This is a genomic window from Porphyrobacter sp. ULC335, assembly GCF_025917005.1.
In the GTDB taxonomy this organism is placed as follows: domain Bacteria; phylum Pseudomonadota; class Alphaproteobacteria; order Sphingomonadales; family Sphingomonadaceae; genus Erythrobacter.
The window spans coordinates 1,556,559-1,574,403 of record NZ_CP078091.1; the positions used below are offsets into that span (position 1 = coordinate 1,556,559).

Genomic DNA, 17,845 nt, shown 5'->3' on the forward strand with positions numbered 1-17,845 from the left:
CAACAGGCCGTAGAGACAGGCGCCATGAACGGGGGATCACGCAGACGGCCGACATCGTTCGATGTGGCGGAGCGGGCAGGTGTAAGCCAGCCGACGGTCAGCCGTGCGCTGTCCGGTTCACCCGCCATTGCCGAAGCGACCCGCCGCAAGGTGATCGAGGCCGCCGAGGCGCTCGGCTACTTCGTCGATGAACGCGCCGCGCGGCTGCGGCGGGGTTCCACCGGCACGCTGGCGGTGGTGGTGATCTGCCGCGAAGGCGACAGCGCATCGAGCATCAACCCCTTTGCCTATGCCCTGCTCGGGTCTGTCTGCGTGGCCGCTTCGGAACGCGGGTTCGAAACCCTGGTCTCCTTCCAGGCGCGGCCGGGCGAGTTCTTCGGCCACCATCAGGAACAGGGCCGTGCTGACGGGCTGGTGGTGATCGGCACCACCACCAATGCGCCTGCATGGGAGCATTTCCGCGGACTGGAGGCGGAAGGGCGGAAGGTGGCCTATTGGGGATCGCCCTTCGACGAGCTTGACTGGGTGCGTTCGGACAACCGCGCCGCGGGGCGGCTGGCGGTGGAGCACCTGCTGGCGGCGGGCTACAAGCGCCCCTGCTTCCTCGGCGCGCTGAACACGCCGCAGGTGCAGTTCACCGAACGCTATGAAGGCTATGCCGAAGGGATGCGCGCCGCTGGGCTGGAACCGTGCCTTGCCCCCACGGTCAACGCCGCCACCCGCGAAGAGGAAGGCCGCCGCGCCGCGCGCCGGTTGATCGAGCGGGGTGAGGATATCGACGCGGTCTTCGCCGCCTGCGATGCGATGGCGCTGGGCGCGATAGAGGCTCTCGCTGCCGCCGACATCGCGGTTCCGCAGCAGGTGGGCGTGATGGGCTTTGACGATCTGGTCGCGGGCCGCTTCAGCCGCCCGCCGCTCACCACCATCGCGCCCGATCCGGCCGAAGCCGGTGCGGCGCTGGTCGAGGCGGTGCTGGATGAAGACGCAGTCAACGCCCGTCGCCGCGTGCCGGTAAAACTGATCGCACGGGGCAGCACACTGCGATCCTAGAGCCTCTGCTGAGGCGGTTTGACCCCCGCTAGACCCCGGTTAGACCCCCTCTAGACCCGGCTTGCGCGGCCTTCGGCAGGGGGTTTCACGTGAAACATCGCTCCAACGGCGGCTCACCCGTGCGCGCCGAACTCGTTGGCGATGGCGGTGCTGATTCGCAGGCTCAACTCCTGCGCGCGGGCGATGGGCGTCATGAAGTCGCGCTCGATCGCGCCGTAACCTTCCTCGCCGCCATCGGGGTAGTCGCTGGGCTCGTCCAGCGGGAAGTCGCGGGGGCCCGGGATGCGCACCGGGAAGGCGCGGCGCAGCTGGGCGAGCGCTTCGTCGACGCGCAAAGTCATCACCATTTCAATGACATCGCGGCGGCTGATATCGTTGGCACGGCTGAAAGCGGGGACCGCCACCGCTTTGAGGAACATGTGCTGGAGCAGGGCCAGCCGCAGCGCCTGCAACACGCCGATCCGGCGGCGCACATGCTCGCGCGCCTCGTCGGCCACTTCGCCGGGCAACAGGTCGGTGAGCCGGTGCAGCTTGATCGCGTCAATCCGCAGGCGCGAGGCAAGGCGGCGGAACACCCCGGTCCGGTCATCGCCGACCAGATATTCGGCCAGCGCGGCGCAGCTTCCCGCAAGGTGATCCTCGGTTCCGCGATAGGTGCGGCTGGCCCAATAGGCCGAGTTGAACAGCTCGCCGTAAGCCGCCACGGTCTTGATGCTGGCGAGCGCATTGGCGGCCCGCGCCAGCCGCAGGATCTGGCTGCCGCGCGGAGATTCTGCAAGCAAAGCAGCGATTTCCTCGCGGTTTCCGTCCGCTGCGCTGCCGATCCCGGCGATGACATTGACCGGGTATCCGAGCTGCTGGAGGATCGCATTATGCGGGATCGCGCGGATCTGGCGCAGGCTCATCTCGCGGTCGGCGTTGATGTCGCTCTGGCGGCGCGAGACGCGGCTGCCCGTGGGGTTGAGCAGGCCCAGCCCGAAAGCGGTCACCGCGCGGGCATAGGTGCGGCTGGCGAGGTGATCGCCCTGATGCTCTTTCACCGCGCGGTAGAAATCGAGGCTGACATCGGTGCGGTGGTAGAACGGGTCTGCGGGCGCAGCCACGTCGGTCTCGGCCGGGCGCAGTTCGGCAATGCGGCTGAGGGTCGCGAGCGCCAGTTCGGGCGTGGCGAAGAACAGGTATCCGTCACCGCCCTGAAAGCTGACTTCGGGCTCCAGCCGGATGCCCGCTCGGGCGAAGCGTCGCCGTGCCCAGGGGGAGAGAGGCCATTCGATCCGGTCGCGGAAGCTTGCGGGATGCGCGCCGCGGCCCATGCTTTCGCCGTGGGTGTTGAACACCAGCGCGGCGATATCGCCGAGGCCGTTGGCGGCCATCGCTTCGGCCAGGCGGCCTTGCAGACGCTCGATGGCAAGGGCTGCGGGCACCTGCCCCACAAAGCGCCCCGCGTCCGAGAACCCGGTCTGCACCGCCACCCGTCCGCGCTTGCGCGCATAGGCGCGGTAGGCAGGCTCGGCGAGGAGCGCATCGAGGAAGCGCCCGCCGTGTTCCAGCGCGGTCTCGGTCTCGAACAGCGGCGAGACATCGACCTTGTCCTCCACCCCGAACAGCTTGGCGAAATAGAGCGCGGCGAGCACCGTGGCGGGCTGTTCGCACTCGGCGACCAGCATGCGGATCGGCGCATCGGCATCAATGTGCTTCACGATCTGCGCCATGGCGATGAATTGGCGGATCGCGGTCGAGCTTTCGGTGGCGAGCGCGGCGAAATTGGTGCGCAGCGGCTTTGCCTCGTCGACCAGACGGCGCAGCGTGGCAATCGCGCCCTTGCTGGCGAGGTCGATCGCCTCGTGATCGCCCAAGCGGCGGCGCACCGCGTTGTGGAGCTGCTTGGCGTTCACCCGGAAGTGGATCCAGCCCATGCCCAGCCCGTCGGCACGCATCGCGGCGGCGAGGGTGAGCAAGCGGACGGCACGGGCGGGTTCGGCGGTCTCCGCCTCGGTTTCTAGCGCGGCTATCAGAGGGGTGAGCGAGAGCAGGTTGTCGGCGCTGTGGGTGGTCAGCCGGTTGGCGGCGGTTGCAAGTGCTTCGGCGCTCGACAGGTCAGCGTCGAAATCCTCGGCGCGCGCTTTGGCAAAGGCGGTGGCAGGGCGCAGCGGCGCCAGCAGCGGGTGAGCGGCGTCCAGCGCTTCCAGGCTGGCGGTATAGCGCGTCAACCGTTCGGCCTTTTCACCGAGACGGAAGGCGATCGAGGTGTGCCAGCCGATATCGGTGCGCCCGTCCATGTCATAGCCGACCCAGCTGGCGAAGCGGAACGGCACGGGGCGAAGGCCGCGCCACTCCCGCGGCCAGCGGCTGCGGGCGTCGCCCAGCAACCGGGCAACGATCACATCGCGGGCGTCCTGTGCGCGGGCCATCGCTGCCATCGCCGCGCGATGTTCGTGGTCCAGCGTCACCGCGCTCCGCGTTGGCGGCACGGCGCAGACGCTATCGTCAACGTCGTCCGGCGCCGAGGCGGAGAGCGCCACCGCTTCGGCCTGTGAAGGGGTGAGCAGGAAGGTCGGGTGCGCGGTGAAGACGGCGTGGAGTTGCGGGCGTTCCCAGCGGATGCGGAAGGCCTCGAAATCTTCCTCCTCATCCGTCATCGCTGCCGGAGCGGCTGGCGGCGTGAGCAAGGTGCGCAGCTTGCGGGCGCGTGCTTTCAGCCCGTCACACTCCAGTTCCGCGACCAATGCGGTGAGATCGTCGAGGCTGACCTCGCCCCCTTCCAGCGCGCGCGACAGGTCGAGCGAAAGCTGGAAAACGGGATTGAACAGCGGTGTCTCGCGCGTGCGCTGGTGCAGCTCGCCAAGCCGCGCTTCCAGCGCCGCGACCGTCCTCACGCCGCATCTCCATGCTCGGAGGCGAAGGCCGCTGCCGCGCCGAACAGGCCGGGTTGCGGATGGACGATGAGCTTGACCGGGATAGATGCCATCAGGCTCTCGAACCGGCCCTTGGCCTTGAACCGCGCCGCAAAGCCTGACGCCAGCAGCGTCTCGCGGATGCGGTAGCCGAGGCCGCCTGCGATCACGACGCCAGCAAAGCCGCCCTGCGCCAGTGCTAGATCCCCCGCGACCGATCCCAGCGACAGGCAGAAGCGGTCGACCGCGGCCGCCGCCAGACTGTCTTCGCCGCTGGTGCCAAGCGTCCATATCTCGATCGCGTCACGCTCTGGTTCGCTGCGCTGTTCGAGCGCGGCGAGTGCCTGATAGATGTCGACGATGCCCGGGCCGGCCACCACGCGCTCCACCGAGACGCGGTTGTGGCGGCTGCGCAGACGGGCGAGAATGGCGTCCTCAATGCTGTCGAGCGGAGCAAAGTCGATATGGCCGCCCTCGGTCGCCTGCACGCGATAGCTGGTGCCCGACCGGTAGAGATGCGCAACGCCGAGGCCGGTGCCCGGGCCGAGCACGCTGATGGTGCCCTCGCGGCCCAGCGGTTCGTCGGGGCCTGCAAGATGGAGGAATTGGCTGTCATCCGCGCGCGCCACCGCATGGGCTACGGCCGCGAAGTCATTGACGATGGTGTAGTGTTCGGCGCCCAGCTTCTCGGGGATCAGCGCCGGGCGGATGATCCACGGATTGTTGGTGAAGCGGATCACCGGATTGAGATTGCCCGGCGTGCCGACCGGCCCGGCAATCGCCATGCTGACGGCAGGGGGCAGGGTGCCGCCCTTGCGGTCGCGGAAGGCCTCCCAAGCGGTCTGGAAGCTGGCGTGATCGGCGGTGTGGAGCGTTTCCGGCTCGTCGAGGCTGATCGCTCCGTCTGCGCCAATGCTGGCAATGGCAAAGCGGGCATGTGTCCCGCCGATATCGACCGCCACCAGATCGCGCATCATTCCCGTCCCCGTCACTTCGCCTCAGCGGCAGGGCTGTAGCAGGCGGCGCGCGGGATTCCCACGCGCCGCATACTTATTCAAATTTTGCACCCGTGCGGGGATTATTGGGCCGAGACGCCCATTTCCTTGAGCAGACGGTCCGCGCCGTCGACCTTCTCCATGGTCCACAGCATGAAGCGGCTGTCGACGTGGATCGTGCGGTTGATGGCGGGATCATACATCCAGTCCGACACCACGCCTTCGATCGTGCCGTCGAAGGCAAGGCCGACGAACTCGCCGCGCGCGTTCAGCGTCGAGGAGCCCGAGTTGCCGTTGGTGATGTCGACGGTGGACAGGTAATCGACCGGCAGCGTGCCAAGCTCGGGCGCGGCCCAGCGGCCGTAGTCCTTCGCCTTGATCAGTTCGATCATCTTGTCCGGCGCGTCAAATTCACCGCGGCCGGTGTGCTTGGCGACGATGCCTTCAGCGGTGGTGAACGGCGTCCACTCTTGCCCGTCGACCTTCTTGCCCGTCACCTTGCCATAGGTGAACCGCAGCGAGCCATTGGCGTCGGGGTACATGGTCTTGCCCTGCGATGCGGCATAGGCGAGGCGTGCTTCCATCACCTTCGAACGGGCCTTCTGGACCTGACCCGAACGCTCCTTGTCAGCAGCCTCGGCAGCCATCGCTTCGTCGTAGGTGGCGACAGCGAGCTGGATGAAGGGATCGCTCGAAGCCTTGAAGTCGGCGACCGACTTGCCCATCCACTCCATCCGCTTGGCAGTGTTGCCAAGTTCGGTGGCGGCATAGAACGAGGCGAGGTCGCGGCCGTCCATGAAGGCGTCGAAGCTCCTGATCCGGTCGTCCGCGCCAAGCTGGCGGTATTCGGCGATACCGTCTTCCCACAGCGCCTTGTCGATTTCGGCCACATAGCGCCGCTCGATGCGCTGCATGCCTTGCGTCATGAAGGCCTTGTCGCGCGCCTGATAGCCGGGCTCACGGTCCTTGTCGGGCTTGGCCTGCTCGTTCGCCCAACGGTAGAGCGAGCGTGCCGCGCCGTAGAGCTGGCCGCGGCCAAGCATCCCCTTGCGCGCATCGGCGAGGGCGGCTGCATTGCCTTCAGCAATCAGACGATCAAGCTCGGCCAGCGCTGCGCCGTACTGCGTCTCGCGCTTGGGATCGGCCTTGATCCACGCGCGGAAAGCCGCTTCTTCGGCCTGCTTTTTGGCGACCAGCGAGATCGCGTCGGCCCCGGCCATCTGGCCAGCGATCTTCTTTTCGTAATTCTCCACGCCCTGCAGCGTTGCGGCATAGGCGATGGTCGCGGCCTGATTGCCCGCGGTCAGCTCGTCGATGCGGTTGCCATATTCGGTCAGCATGCTCTGCTGATAGGGGTAGAGCTCCTCGTAGTAGAAGCGCGCTTCATCGGCGCTGCGCAGACGTTCGGTGGTGCCCGGGAAGCCGGCGACCATGATGAAGTCGCCGTCCTTCACGCCGTCCTTGGCGATGGGCAGCCATGCCTTGGGCTTGAAGGGCACATTGTCCTTGCTGAACGCAGCCGACGAGCCGTCCGGCGCGACATAAGCGCGGTAGAACGAGAAATCGCCGGTGTGGCGCGGCCACATCCAGTTGTCCTTCTCGCCGCCGAAATTGCCCACGCCAGCGGCGGGCGCATAGACAAGGCGCACGTCCTGGATTTCGAGCTGCTGCTGGAGCCAGTATTGCTGCCCGCCGAAATAGGCGCGCACGTCGCAGCGGCGGTTGGCCTGCTTTTCGCAGGCTTCGATCAACGCGGTGCGGTTGGCTTGCAGACGGTCATAACGCGCGCGGCCTTCCAGCTTTTCGGCGCCCTTGAGCATGTCCTTGGAAACGTCGCGCAGGTCCTCGATCACATAGACCCGGCTGCCGGGGGCGGCGGGAAGCTCGTCGCCGAGCGTCTGCGCCAGAAAGCCGTTGGTGAGGTAATCATTCTCGGGCGAGGAATTGTACTGGAGCGAGCCGGCCACGCAGTGGTGATTGGTTGCCACCAGACCATCGGGCGAAAGGAACGCGGCCGAGCAGCCACCCAGCGACGCGATCGCGGTGAGCGGCGGACGCTGGAGATCGCCCAGGGTCTTGGCATCAAGCTCAAGACCGGCGGCTTTCATCTCGTCGGCGATGGCGCCGGTCTGGCTCGGCAGCCACATGCCTTCATCGGCTTGCACGGCGGCGGGTGCGGCAATCATCAGGGCGGACGCCCCGGCGAGCAGGAATTTCTTCATCGAGCACATACCTCTTGCGAGCGATGGCGCGCGCAGCATCGGGCGGCGGCGCACATCGGAGTGGAGCGCGCCTTCAGGCGCATGGCGCGCGTGTTAGGCCAGATGACGTGGCGGCGGAAGGGGCGAATCCGCGCCATCGACAAATGACCGGCTGGCCGGATTGAGCACCAGCAGCAGCCGCACTGCGCCCGTCCCCGCGATCGGCGGTGAACGGTGGATCGCGGGGCGATCGGTGGCCAGCTTGCCCTTGAACAGCCCGATATCGAATGCGGCGAGGCGGTGGATGCGCTGCGGCTCGCCGCCGGTGGCAACGCGGTCGGCATCAGCTTCGTCAAGCCAGTCGGTGCCTTCGCCAACGTAAGTCGTGATGAGGCGGGCTGACACGTAATCGGCGTGGAACTTGCGGCAGGAATCCGTGCGCACCACCTCCAGCCGCAGTTCGAAGCGGGCAAGGTCCATCGCCATGCAAAACAGCCGGGCGAGGAGGGTTGCGTCATCGATCAGCGCGCGGTGGAGTGCCGCATCTCCGCCGAAACCGCCCTGCTGCAATTCTTGTCCGAGCATCTCGGGCACACCGGCGACATCGCTTTCGAAACGCAAATCTTTGGGCGTCCCGGCGATGAGCGGCGTGAAATCGGCGAGGGCCGTCCGCTCCCAGATGGCGAGATTGCAATCCGGATCACGGATCGCGGAGAGCACGTCAGGGTTGTCGGAGGATCGTGACAGGCGGTTGAGAAGCGTTGCCATAAGCGGTTGCGACCTCGGGCGGCAGAATAATGAGACGTTGTAACATAGCGCTAGCCTTGCCGCGGAAAAGACGCAAGCCCCGCAGCGCGAAAGGCTCTTGCGAGTGATTATCATCTGGGCCATGAGGCCTGCCACATGCAATCCCCGCGCAAAGGATAGACAGCTCCATGAACACCACCCTCAAACTCTGGACCCAGCTTGGCCTCGGCACGGCGCTTGCCGGTGGGCTGCTCGCGGCTTGTGGCGGCGAAGCGGGGGGCGAGGGTGCGGCAGGCGAGGCGGGCGCTGCGCCCGATACTGCTGCGACCGCGGGCGAGGGTGAAGGCGGCGCGGGTGAAGGTGAGGGCGGCGCAGCGGCCGGCGGCGAAGGCGAGGGCGGCGTCGCGGTTGCCGACGCGGGCAGCGATCCGGTCGCTTACGGGATCGCGCTGGCTGTTACCGAAGCCCATGTGGTCGCCGCGCGCGATGCCTATGCCGCAGGCAAGAAGGACGCTGCCGCCGAAATGTTCGCGCATCCTGTGAGCGAGGTTCTTGTCGACATGGACCCGGTCTTTGCCAAGCTCGGCGTCAAGGATTTCAAGCCGCTGCTGACCGAAGCCTCGCTCGCCGCGATCGAAGGCAAGAGCCCTGCCGAGGTCAACAAGGCCTATGACAAGATCATTGCCGCGCTGCGCGGGGCGGCGTCCAAGGCTCCTGCATCGGACGCGAGCGCTGCAAAGGTCGCCACCGGCGTGATCGCCGACCAGATCGAACGGGCGAGCGCGATGTATCGCTCGCTCGCCAAGAACGACGGCTACGAACCATACCTTGACGGCTATGGCTTCGCCGCCGTCGCGGCGAGCAGCTTTGCCGCCTCGGGCGCGGCAATCAAGGCCGAGAACCCGGCCGCCCACGCACGCATTGCCGAAGCGCTGGCGGTGCTCAAGCAGGCCTATCCGACCGCAGCCCGGCCCGCCAAGCTGCCGGTGGAGGCGGGCGCGGTTTCGGGCGCTTCGGCCAAGGTGATGCTCGCCGCCGCCAATTGATTCCTCCGGATGCAGGGCCCGCTGGCCCTGCAAACGTTTCAACCTTGTCTAAATGCGACAAAGTGCGCCCCGCGGCGACCTTTCGGGGTCTGCACGCTTGTCTTTGCTGCAAGCCTTAGTAGGCTTCAGGATACGAGGGGTCGTGGGTTGCAGGGCGAATGCCGACACGAACGGTATCACCGTGCAACTGAACGCATTTACTGATGCGCAGAGCAGTCAATCGGGCGGCAATATCTGCGCACGTCAGGGTTTGGGGGAGAACCGTGCCGCACGCTCATTCACGTTGGCTTGGCGTGTACGCGCCTGCTTCGGCCATGCCGGGGGCGCTATCGCTTGCGGGCGCTGCGGCGCTCGCCATTCTGCCCGCGCCGCTGCTGGCGCAGGCCGTGCCGGTCACGCCGCCCAATCGTAGCGACCTGATCCCGCCCGACCAGCGCGCAGGAGAGCGTGGGCCATCGCTGACCGTCGATGGCGATTTCGAACGCCCCCCTTGCGCGCTTGATCGTCCGGAATTTGCCGACATCCGCTTTACTGTAAGGAGCGCGGCCTTTGACGGGCTGGCCCGCGTCCCCGGTCTTTCGCTTGATGCCGCTTATGCCGATTATGTCGGGCGCGAATTACCCGTGTCCGTGCTGTGCGATATCCGGGCCGAGGCCAACGCCATGCTGCGTTCCCAAGGTTACCTTGCCACGGTCGAAATCCCGGAGCAGAGCCTTGCCGACGGCATCCCTGATTTCAAGGTGGTGTTCGGCCGTCTGTCGTCGGTCCGAGTGCGCGGCGATGCCGGTCCGTCGGAGCGAATAGTTGCCGGTTACCTCGAAAAGCTGACCGGCGGCGAGGTGTTCAACACCAATGAGGCCGAACGTTACCTGCTTCTGGCGGACGATCTGCCCGGGCTTGACGTGCGATTGTCGCTGCGCCCTGCGGCGGGCGGCGCACCGGGTGATCTGGTGGGCGAAGTCGCGGTGCTACGCCAACGCGGGATGATCGATCTCAACGTCCAGAATTTCGGTTCAAGGGCAATCGGCCGGTTCGGCGGCGTGCTGCGGGGCGAGATCTATGACATCACCGGCCTTGGCGACCGCACGTCGATCGCCGTGTTCAGTACGCTCGAATTCGCCGAGCAGCAGACGGTCCAGATCGGCCATGATTTCCGCGTCGGCAGCGAAGGGTTGCGGCTGGGCGGGCAGTTCACCTGGAGCACCACCGATCCCTCGATCGGGCTGCCGGGGTTCGACGTCGCCTCGGACACGATCTTCGCCAGCCTGTTTGCCAGCTATCCGGTGGTGCGCAGCCGCCGGCACAGCCTCTATGCCGATGCCGGGTTCGATTACATCGATCAGGAGGTTGTGCTCAACAATTTCGGGCTGAGCGAAGACTCGGTGCGGATGGTCTACGCCCGGATCGCCGGGGAAGTGACCGATCGGCGATCGCTGCTGCGCGCGGATGGATTTACCCCGTTCGAGCCGAAGTTCCGGCTGCGCTACGGGGCCGAGGTGCGCCAGGGTGTCGATGTGTTCGGCGCCAGCCCTGATTGCCGCGCCAATCTGCTCGACTGCCTGTTCGGCGGCGCCGCAGCGCCCAGCCGGATTGAGGCCGATCCCACGCCGCTGCTGCTGCGGCTTAACGCGGATATCGAATACCGGCCCGCCCCGCTGCTGGCCTTCTCGCTTGAAACACAGGCCCAGATCACCGGCGATGCTTTGCCCGCGTTCGAGGAACTGGCGGCGGGATCGTTCTCGATCGGGCGGGGCTATGATCCGGGCGCGGTGCTGGGTGACAGCGGCATCATGACGGCCTTTGAGATGCGCTACGGCTCGCTCAGCCCCAATTCGGAAGCCGGGGTCGCGTGGCAGCCTTACGTCTTTACCGATGTCGCCTTCGTCCGGAACGAGGATCCGAGCCGGGCCGGCACCAATCCTGATCGCCTGTGGTCGGCAGGCGGCGGGGTGCGGATCGCGTGGGGCAGCGGCATCCAGAGCGACTTTCTGGTCGCCGTCCCGCTCGAACGGCCCGATCTCGCCCCCACCCGGGGCGATGTGCGCTTCATGTTCTCGCTGACGGCCCGCCTGTTCCCGTGGAGATTTTCGCAATGAGCCAAGCTGTTCTCAAGCGTTCAGGACTGCTCGTCAGCTGCGGCAGCGGGGCGCTGGCATTGGGGTTGATGTTCGGCCCCGGTCCGGTGGCGGCGCAGGGCATCCAGGCGACTGGCAATGTCGTTTTCGGCGGCGCCGGGATCAGCCAGCCGCTTCCCGATACCACCGCTGTCGACGTGTTCACCCCCACCGTGGTGATCGATTGGACCCCGCTTGAGAATGCCGCTGGCGATGCGCTGACCTTCCTTCCCGCCGGGTCGGCCGCCCGTTACGAAACCGGGCAGCTCTTCAACTTTGCGGTGCTCAACCGCATCCTGCCCTCGACCAATGGCAATATCGTCGAAATCAACGGGGCGGTGACGTCACGCGTACTGAGTGCAGCCGGCCCCGTCCCCGGCGGGTTCGTGGCGTTCTATTCGCCCACCGGTCTGCTGATCGGCGGCACGGCGACCTTCGATGTGGGGCAGCTGTTGCTGACGACGCTCAACACCACGGACACAAATTTCCAGAACTTCGCCGAACAGGGCTCCACGCTCCAGCTCGCGGCGGCGCAGGGTTCGACCGCGCGCATCCAGATTCTGCCGGGTGCGCAAATCCTTGCCGCGCGTGAAAACGGCTTCTTCGCGGTGGTCGCCGCCGATGTCGAGATGCGCGGCGTTGCACGGGTCAACGGCAGCCATGCCTATGTCGCGGGCGAGGTGGTCAACCTTAGCTTTTCGAACGGGCTGTTCAATATCTCCGTTCCTGTCGGCACAGCTGCTGCGGGCGAAGTGGTGACGCTGAATGGCACCGTCGGCGGCCCGTCCAGCACCGGGGCAACCGGCGATAACCACATGATCTACGCGGTGGCTCGCGCTTCGCAGGATCCCATTTCGATGCTGTTCCGGGGCAATCTCGGATTTGATCCTGCGCAGAGCGCGGGCGTGGTCAATGGCGAGATCATCCTTGCGGCCAATTACAACGTGTTCGGGCGGAACGTTGATGGTGGCAACATCAGCAACGGCGTCAACGCCGTGTTCGGCGGCAACACGGAATTGACGACTGTGCGCGCCGACATAGCGCTTGAGGATTTCGCCGCCTCCAGCAGCCTGCTGGCGATCGGCACGCACCGGACAACGGCCGCGGCGGTGAACGCGGCGAGTTCGGCTGCGGGCAATCTGCTGCTGGTCGGGCGCGAGTTGGCAAGCCTGACGGCGGGCAATAACCGCAATCTGACGATTGCAGGCGATGTCCTGGTATCGGCGCAGGATTACGGCGTCACCAGTTCCGGCCTGCAATCGCTTGATAGCATCAATGCAAGTGGCGGCACGGCGCGGCTCGAGGCCTTTGGTGGCGGTTCTATCAATGTTGCCGGCCAGGCACGGGTGCTGGCCGATGCCTTTGCGGGGGCCGATGATCTCAATCAGATAGCGGGCACCGCGCAAGGCGGTCAGGCGCGGCTCGGCGGTTTGGGCGGCGGGACTGTCACCATCGGCAGCGATGTGCTGGTCAGGGCGGCCGGTTTCGGCACCAACGTTTCCAACATTCTGGTCGGTGCGACTGCCCGGGGCGGGTCGGCAGAACTGTTCGCACGCTCGGGCGGCGGCGTGACGATCAACGGCAGCGCCATCGTCGATGCGCGGGCCATTGGGGCGAACGGGTCGGAAGTGAACCCCTCCACACCATCCGACGCCTTCGGCGGACAAGCGCTGATTACGGTCGCCGACGGTGGCGGTACGATCACAGTGCTGGGCTCCGCCGACGCCGACGCCAGCGCCACGTCGCGCAGTGTGAACGCGGCGGGCGCCGGAGCCTTGGCCGGCGCAGGGGTTGCAAGTGCCTCGATCGCGGGGCCGGGGACCATCGGCATCGGCGGCGACCTCAGGCTGACTGCCGTAGGCCGCGCCGGTAACAATGCAGGGGGAACCGGCGGAATCGGGCTGGGCGGCCGTGCTTCGGCCACCACATTGGGCGGCGGCACGATCAACGTGGGGGCCGGGTTCAGGGCCGATGCCATCGGCTTTGGCGGCAATGGTCTGGACGGCGGCGCCGGGTCCGGAGGGATTGCCGGAGCCAATGCCGTGATCGGCACGATCGCGATTGTCGGTGATGCCAATGCCGAAAGCGATGGCACCGGCGGCGATGCTTCTTTCGGCGTCGGCGGCACCGGCGGGCTGGGCCGGGGAGGCAATTCCTTCTTCCAGGCCGATGGCACGCTGACGCAGACCGCGCGCGTTACCATCGGCGGCAATGCCAGCGCCTTGGCGCGGGGCTTTGGCGGGCGCGGCGGGCAGGGTTCGATCTCGACAGGACCGCAAGGCGGGCGCGGCGGCGACGGGATTGGCGGCCAGTTCGCTGTCCCCAATCAAGCCGATCCGGCCTTCACCAGCGGGGCTTTCCTCCTCGCGGGCGGGGATAACGGCACGCTGATCATCGCTGGCGCGGCCGACGCCGTTGCATCGGGCTTTGGCGGCGAAGGCGGCACGGGCGGCATTCCCGGCGGCGGCGGGCGCGGGGGCGATGGCACCGGCGGTCTCGCGCAGGTCGGGCTGGCGCTGCTCGGGCAGAACGGTTCGCTCGGCCTGGGGCTGGCGAGCTTCAACACCGTAAACGCCCTGTCGGACGGCATCGGCGGTTTCGGGGGAACCTCGTTCGGCGCGCCAGGCATTGGCGGCGACGGCACGGGCGGGGCGAGCGTCTTTTCAGTGAGCGCGGGCGACGCGACCGCGACCGAAATCGATCTCAGCGCTACCGGCATTGGCGGCGGGGGCGCCACCGGCGGCACCGGGCGCGGCGGGCAGGTTTCGGTGCTCGGCAGCCTTGGCGGCACCTTGACCGCCACCGATCTCAGCATGGGCGGCGCAGGCTTTGGCGGGGGTGCGCAAGCGGGCGCGGGCGGCAATGCGTTCGGCGGCAACGTGGCGATCAACGGGGACGCGATCACTGTCACCGTCAATGGCAATGCGTTGCTCGATGCCAGTGCCATCGGAGGCGGCTCGACCGATGGCGCAGGGGGGAACAGCACCGGCGGAACGGCCTTTGCCGTTGCCGCAACGACCGGCGTGATCAGCATCACCGGCCATGCGCAAATCTTCGCCAATGCTTTCGGCGGTAGCACCGCAACGTCCTTTGCCGGAGGCAATGCCCTCGGCGGGCTTGCCTATGCAGAAGCGCTGGGCGGCGGCGCGCTGTCGCTGGGCTCGGTGCAGGTCGGCGCGGTCGGGCGTGGCGGCTCCGCTGCCACGTTCGAAGGTGGCAATGGCACCGGCGGCATCGTGCGGCTGCGCGCGTCAGGCTCGGGCAGCCGGCTCACGATCCTGCGCAACCTGCCGGCCGGTTTTGCCGCGGATTCGCCCGCCGGCAACGCGATCCTCAATGCCAGCGGCATCGGGGGGGCAACAGAAGGCGGCAGCGGCATCGGCGGGCTGGGCCGGGGCGGTACGGTCGAGATCACAGCCAGCCTGGGTGGCAGCGTCAATCTGCCGGTCAACATTCTGAACGATCCTGACCGCGTTGCGGACACGATGTTCATCTTTGCCCGCGGCACCGGCGGCAATTCGAACGTGGAAGACGGCACCGGTGGCGGCGCGGTGGGCGGCACGATCAACCTGCTGGTGGATGGCGGCACGCTGGTGTCGGGCACGGCAACCCCTTCGACCCTGTCGCAAGGCGGCAATTCGGGCAATTCCTCGCTCAACATCACCGGCGGCGATGCGACCGCGGGGCTGCAATCGATCCGGGTGATCAATGGCGGCACGCTGACGATCGAGACCCAAGGCGGCGGGGCGAGCGCGCAGGGCGGCAATGGCTCTGGCACCGGCAATGGCGGCAATGCGGTCGCGGGCGCGGTTTTGTTCGAGGTGATCAACGCCACCGCCAATCTGGCCGGCAGGTTCAGCCTGTTCAACGAATCCTTCGGCGGCACTGGCGAGCGCGGCGGCAATGCCGGGGGCGGATCAATCACCGTCAACACCCAGAACGCGCAGATCAACCTTTCGCCAAGCCCAACAAGCCCGGGTATCCTGTCGCTCCAGAGCAGCATGATCGGCGGCGCGGGCCTTATCGCGGGCGGCAATGCGCAAGGGACGACGGTCAATGTCACCCTCGCAGGCACCCAGATCACCGGCGGTGCTTTGACAGTCGAACAGATCGCTATCGGCGGCGCGGCTTCGGCCACGAACGGGGCCGGCGGCAATGCCGCCGGCGCGGCGATCCAGATGGCCGCCACCAATTCGGCACTGACGTTGACAGGCCCGCTGGGTATCACCGCATCCGCCATCGGCGGCGATGGCGGGACGAGCGGGCAGGGCGGTTCGGGCACCGGCGGCACGGCCAATCTGGCGCTTACCGGCACCAGTCTCACGGTCGCGCCCGGCGGTTCTCAGTCGCCCGCCAATATCGCGATCCGCGCTGACGGCACGGGCGGACAGGCCGGCACGGTCGGCAATTCGTTTGGCGGCACAGCCGCGCTGGGGCTCAGCGGCGGGTCGATCACTGCCGCGCAGATTGAGATCACGGCGCTAGCCTCCTCGCTAGGGCAGGCCGGGCAGATCAGCGGCAACGCCACGGGCGGCGCGGCGCAGATCGCGATTTCTGGCGCAAGCACGCTGAATGCTACCAACATCGTGGTCGCCGGTAGCGCCGTCACCGGGCCGGCGGGCACGGTGCGCGGCGGCACGGCGGGCTTTGCTGTCGCGAGCGGCAGCGCGGCGACAGTCAATGCGACCAGCCTCGGGGTGTTTGCCGATGCGACGGGCGGCGCGACCAACCGCGCCGGGCAGTTCCTTGTCACTGTCGGCGGCGGCAATGTGAACCTTGGCGCTCTGGACGCGGCGGCCAACGGCGGCGCGGTGACCGGCGATCCGGCGCCATCGCAACTGGTGGCCGATGGCGGCAATATCAATGTCGCCGGTCAGCTGAGAGCTGTCGCGGCGGGTGATCTTGTCGTGCGCAGCGGACAGGGCGGTATCATCGGCAGCGCGGCGACGGCCGGGACCGTCACCACTGTCGCGTTGAACGCAGGGGGCACGATCCAGATCCTCGGCGATGGCAGTGCGACCGGCGGGCTGGGCGGGCAAACCATCGGCGTGCAGGCCGGTCGCTCGATCCTGCTGGGCGGCAATCTGGCGACCCGTGACGGAGCGATATCGCTGACCGCCAACAGCGGCGGCGGACAGTTACTGAGCCAGCCTCCGGCATCGGTGATCACCATGGCGCAGGGAAGCCGGATCAACGCCGGCACCGGCACGGTCACGATCCGCCTGCTGGATGGCGCGGGCGATCCCCAGCGGGTCAACGGCGCGATCCAGCTCGCCAATATCACGGCGGGCCGCATTGATGTGCGCAATTTCGGCACCAGTGCGGGCAGCAATATCTCTGTGCTGGCCGATGGCGTGCTGACCGCATCGGGTGCGGGGCGGGCTATCGATCTGGCATCGCTGAACGGGGAGGTCATCAATCTTGCGGGCGATGCGGGCCTCGTGCTGACCGGCGGGGGCCACTACGGCATTTTCGCCGCCACGCCGACCGGGTCGCAGATCGGCAGTTTTTCGACCTACGCCCGGCGTTACAACGTCGCCAACGCAGCGGCTTATGATACGCTCAATCCCGGGGGCAATTTTGCCGCCTTCCGGATTGTGCCGTTCCTCACGGTCACGCCCGTTGATGCGACGCGCTTCTATGGCAGTGCCAATCCGGCGTTCACGGCAAGCTATACAGGCTTCCTGCCCGGCGACGGGGTGGCAAACCTTTCGGGCGCGCCGCAGCTGACCACGCTGGCGACGGGCACATCGAATGTGGGCACCTTCGCGATCAATATCGCGCTTGGTTCGTTGCTGAGCGAGCAGGGCTACCAGTTTGTTATCGGCAATCCGGGCCTTCTGACCATCACGCCGCGCCCGATCACGGTGACGGCGGATAATCTGACGCGGATTTATGGCAACGCCAATCCGGCGCTTGGCTTTACGGTCGGCGGGCTGGGTCTGGTGAATGGCGATCAGCTGACCGGCGCGCTCACCACCACCGCTGGCGCGGCCACGGGCGTGGGCAATGTGGCGATCACGCAAGGCTCGCTGGCGGCGAGTGCCAACTACGCGCTGACCTTCGTGAACGGCCAGCTGACCATCACGCCGCGCCCGATCACGGTGACGGCGGATAATCTGACGCGGATTTATGGCAACGCCAATCCGGCGCTGGGCTTCACGGTCGGCGGGCTGGGTCTGGTGAATGGCGATCAACTGACCGGCGCGCTTACCACCACCGCTGGCGCGGCCACGGGCGTCGGCAATGTGGCGATCACGCAAGGCTCGCTGGCAGCGACTGCCAATTACGCGCTGACCTTCGTGAATGGCCAGCTGACCATCACGCCGCGCCCGATCACGGTGACGGCGGACAATTTGTCCAAGCTGCTGGGTCTGCGCGATCCGGCGTTCACCTTCACGATTGGCGGCGATGGGCTGGTCAATGGCGACCAGCTGACCGGCAGTCTGACGCGCGATCCGGGTGAGCGGATCGGGGTCTTCGACATCCGGCAGGGGTCATTGACAGCCGGGCCCAATTACGCCGCCACCTTCGTCGGCGGTCAATTGACCATTGATGCGCCGCCTGTCCCGCCTGAAATCAACAGCGCCACGGTGGTCATCAACACGGCGGCGGGGATCGACACCGTGCCTGACAGCGGCGAGGCAGACGATGAGGAACGCTTCGGCATCGAGTTCCCGGAACGCCCCGATGCGGTCCTGATCGCCGAAGACCCGTTGCTTGACGATCCGGTGGCAAGCGGCGGCGATGCATCGCTTTACAGCGGCGGCGCTGTGCCGCCCGCAGGAGGCAAGTGAC

8 protein-coding genes are annotated in these 17,845 nt (G+C 67.0%); 4 read left to right on the forward strand and 4 right to left on the reverse strand.

Translation table 11 applies throughout. From position 1 onward, the window contains the following. Positions 1-24: 24 nt before the first annotated feature. Positions 25-1,050: a LacI family DNA-binding transcriptional regulator gene (locus tag KVF90_RS07535; protein WP_264394232.1), complete on the forward strand. Its 1,026-nt coding sequence runs from the start codon at positions 25-27 to the stop codon at positions 1,048-1,050. Positions 1,051-1,163: 113 nt separating this feature from the next. Here the strand turns inward: KVF90_RS07535 and KVF90_RS07540 are convergent, their stop codons facing one another. The 4 genes from KVF90_RS07540 to KVF90_RS07555 form a co-directional block, all read right to left on the reverse strand. Continuing rightward, positions 1,164-3,926 (reverse strand): phosphoenolpyruvate carboxylase, encoded by a 2,763-nt coding sequence (locus KVF90_RS07540; protein WP_264394233.1) that lies wholly within the window; start codon positions 3,924-3,926, stop codon positions 1,164-1,166. Further along, entirely contained in the window at positions 3,923-4,921 is a 999-nt protein-coding gene (locus tag KVF90_RS07545; protein ID WP_413677020.1) for a glucokinase, read from the reverse strand. Before KVF90_RS07545 ends, KVF90_RS07540 begins: the two co-directional genes overlap by 4 nt. Before the next feature lie 101 nt (positions 4,922-5,022). Further along, a complete protein-coding gene (locus tag KVF90_RS07550; RefSeq protein ID WP_264394234.1) occupies positions 5,023-7,161 on the reverse strand; it encodes a S46 family peptidase in 2,139 nt (712 codons plus the stop codon). 93 nt (positions 7,162-7,254) lie between these two features. Further along, the gene (locus KVF90_RS07555) at positions 7,255-7,908 is read right to left on the reverse strand and encodes a DUF1826 domain-containing protein (protein ID WP_264394235.1); all 654 of its coding nucleotides are present in this window, start codon (positions 7,906-7,908) and stop codon (positions 7,255-7,257) included. A gap of 167 nt (positions 7,909-8,075) precedes the next feature. Here KVF90_RS07555 and KVF90_RS07560 point away from each other — a divergent pair, with 167 nt between their 5' ends. The 3 genes from KVF90_RS07560 to KVF90_RS07570 all read left to right on the forward strand — a co-directional run bounded on the left by KVF90_RS07560 (position 8,076) and on the right by KVF90_RS07570 (position 17,844). Beyond that, positions 8,076-8,933 carry a hypothetical protein gene (locus KVF90_RS07560; protein WP_264394236.1) on the forward strand — a complete coding sequence of 286 codons (858 nt, stop codon included), beginning with the start codon at positions 8,076-8,078 and terminating at the stop codon, positions 8,931-8,933. Between the two features lie 263 nt (positions 8,934-9,196). Next, positions 9,197-11,029 (forward strand): ShlB/FhaC/HecB family hemolysin secretion/activation protein, encoded by a 1,833-nt coding sequence (locus KVF90_RS07565; protein ID WP_264394237.1) that lies wholly within the window; start codon positions 9,197-9,199, stop codon positions 11,027-11,029. Then, entirely contained in the window at positions 11,026-17,844 is a 6,819-nt protein-coding gene (locus tag KVF90_RS07570) for an MBG domain-containing protein (RefSeq protein ID WP_264394238.1), read from the forward strand. Before KVF90_RS07565 ends, KVF90_RS07570 begins: the two co-directional genes overlap by 4 nt. Position 17,845 lies beyond the last annotated feature (1 nt).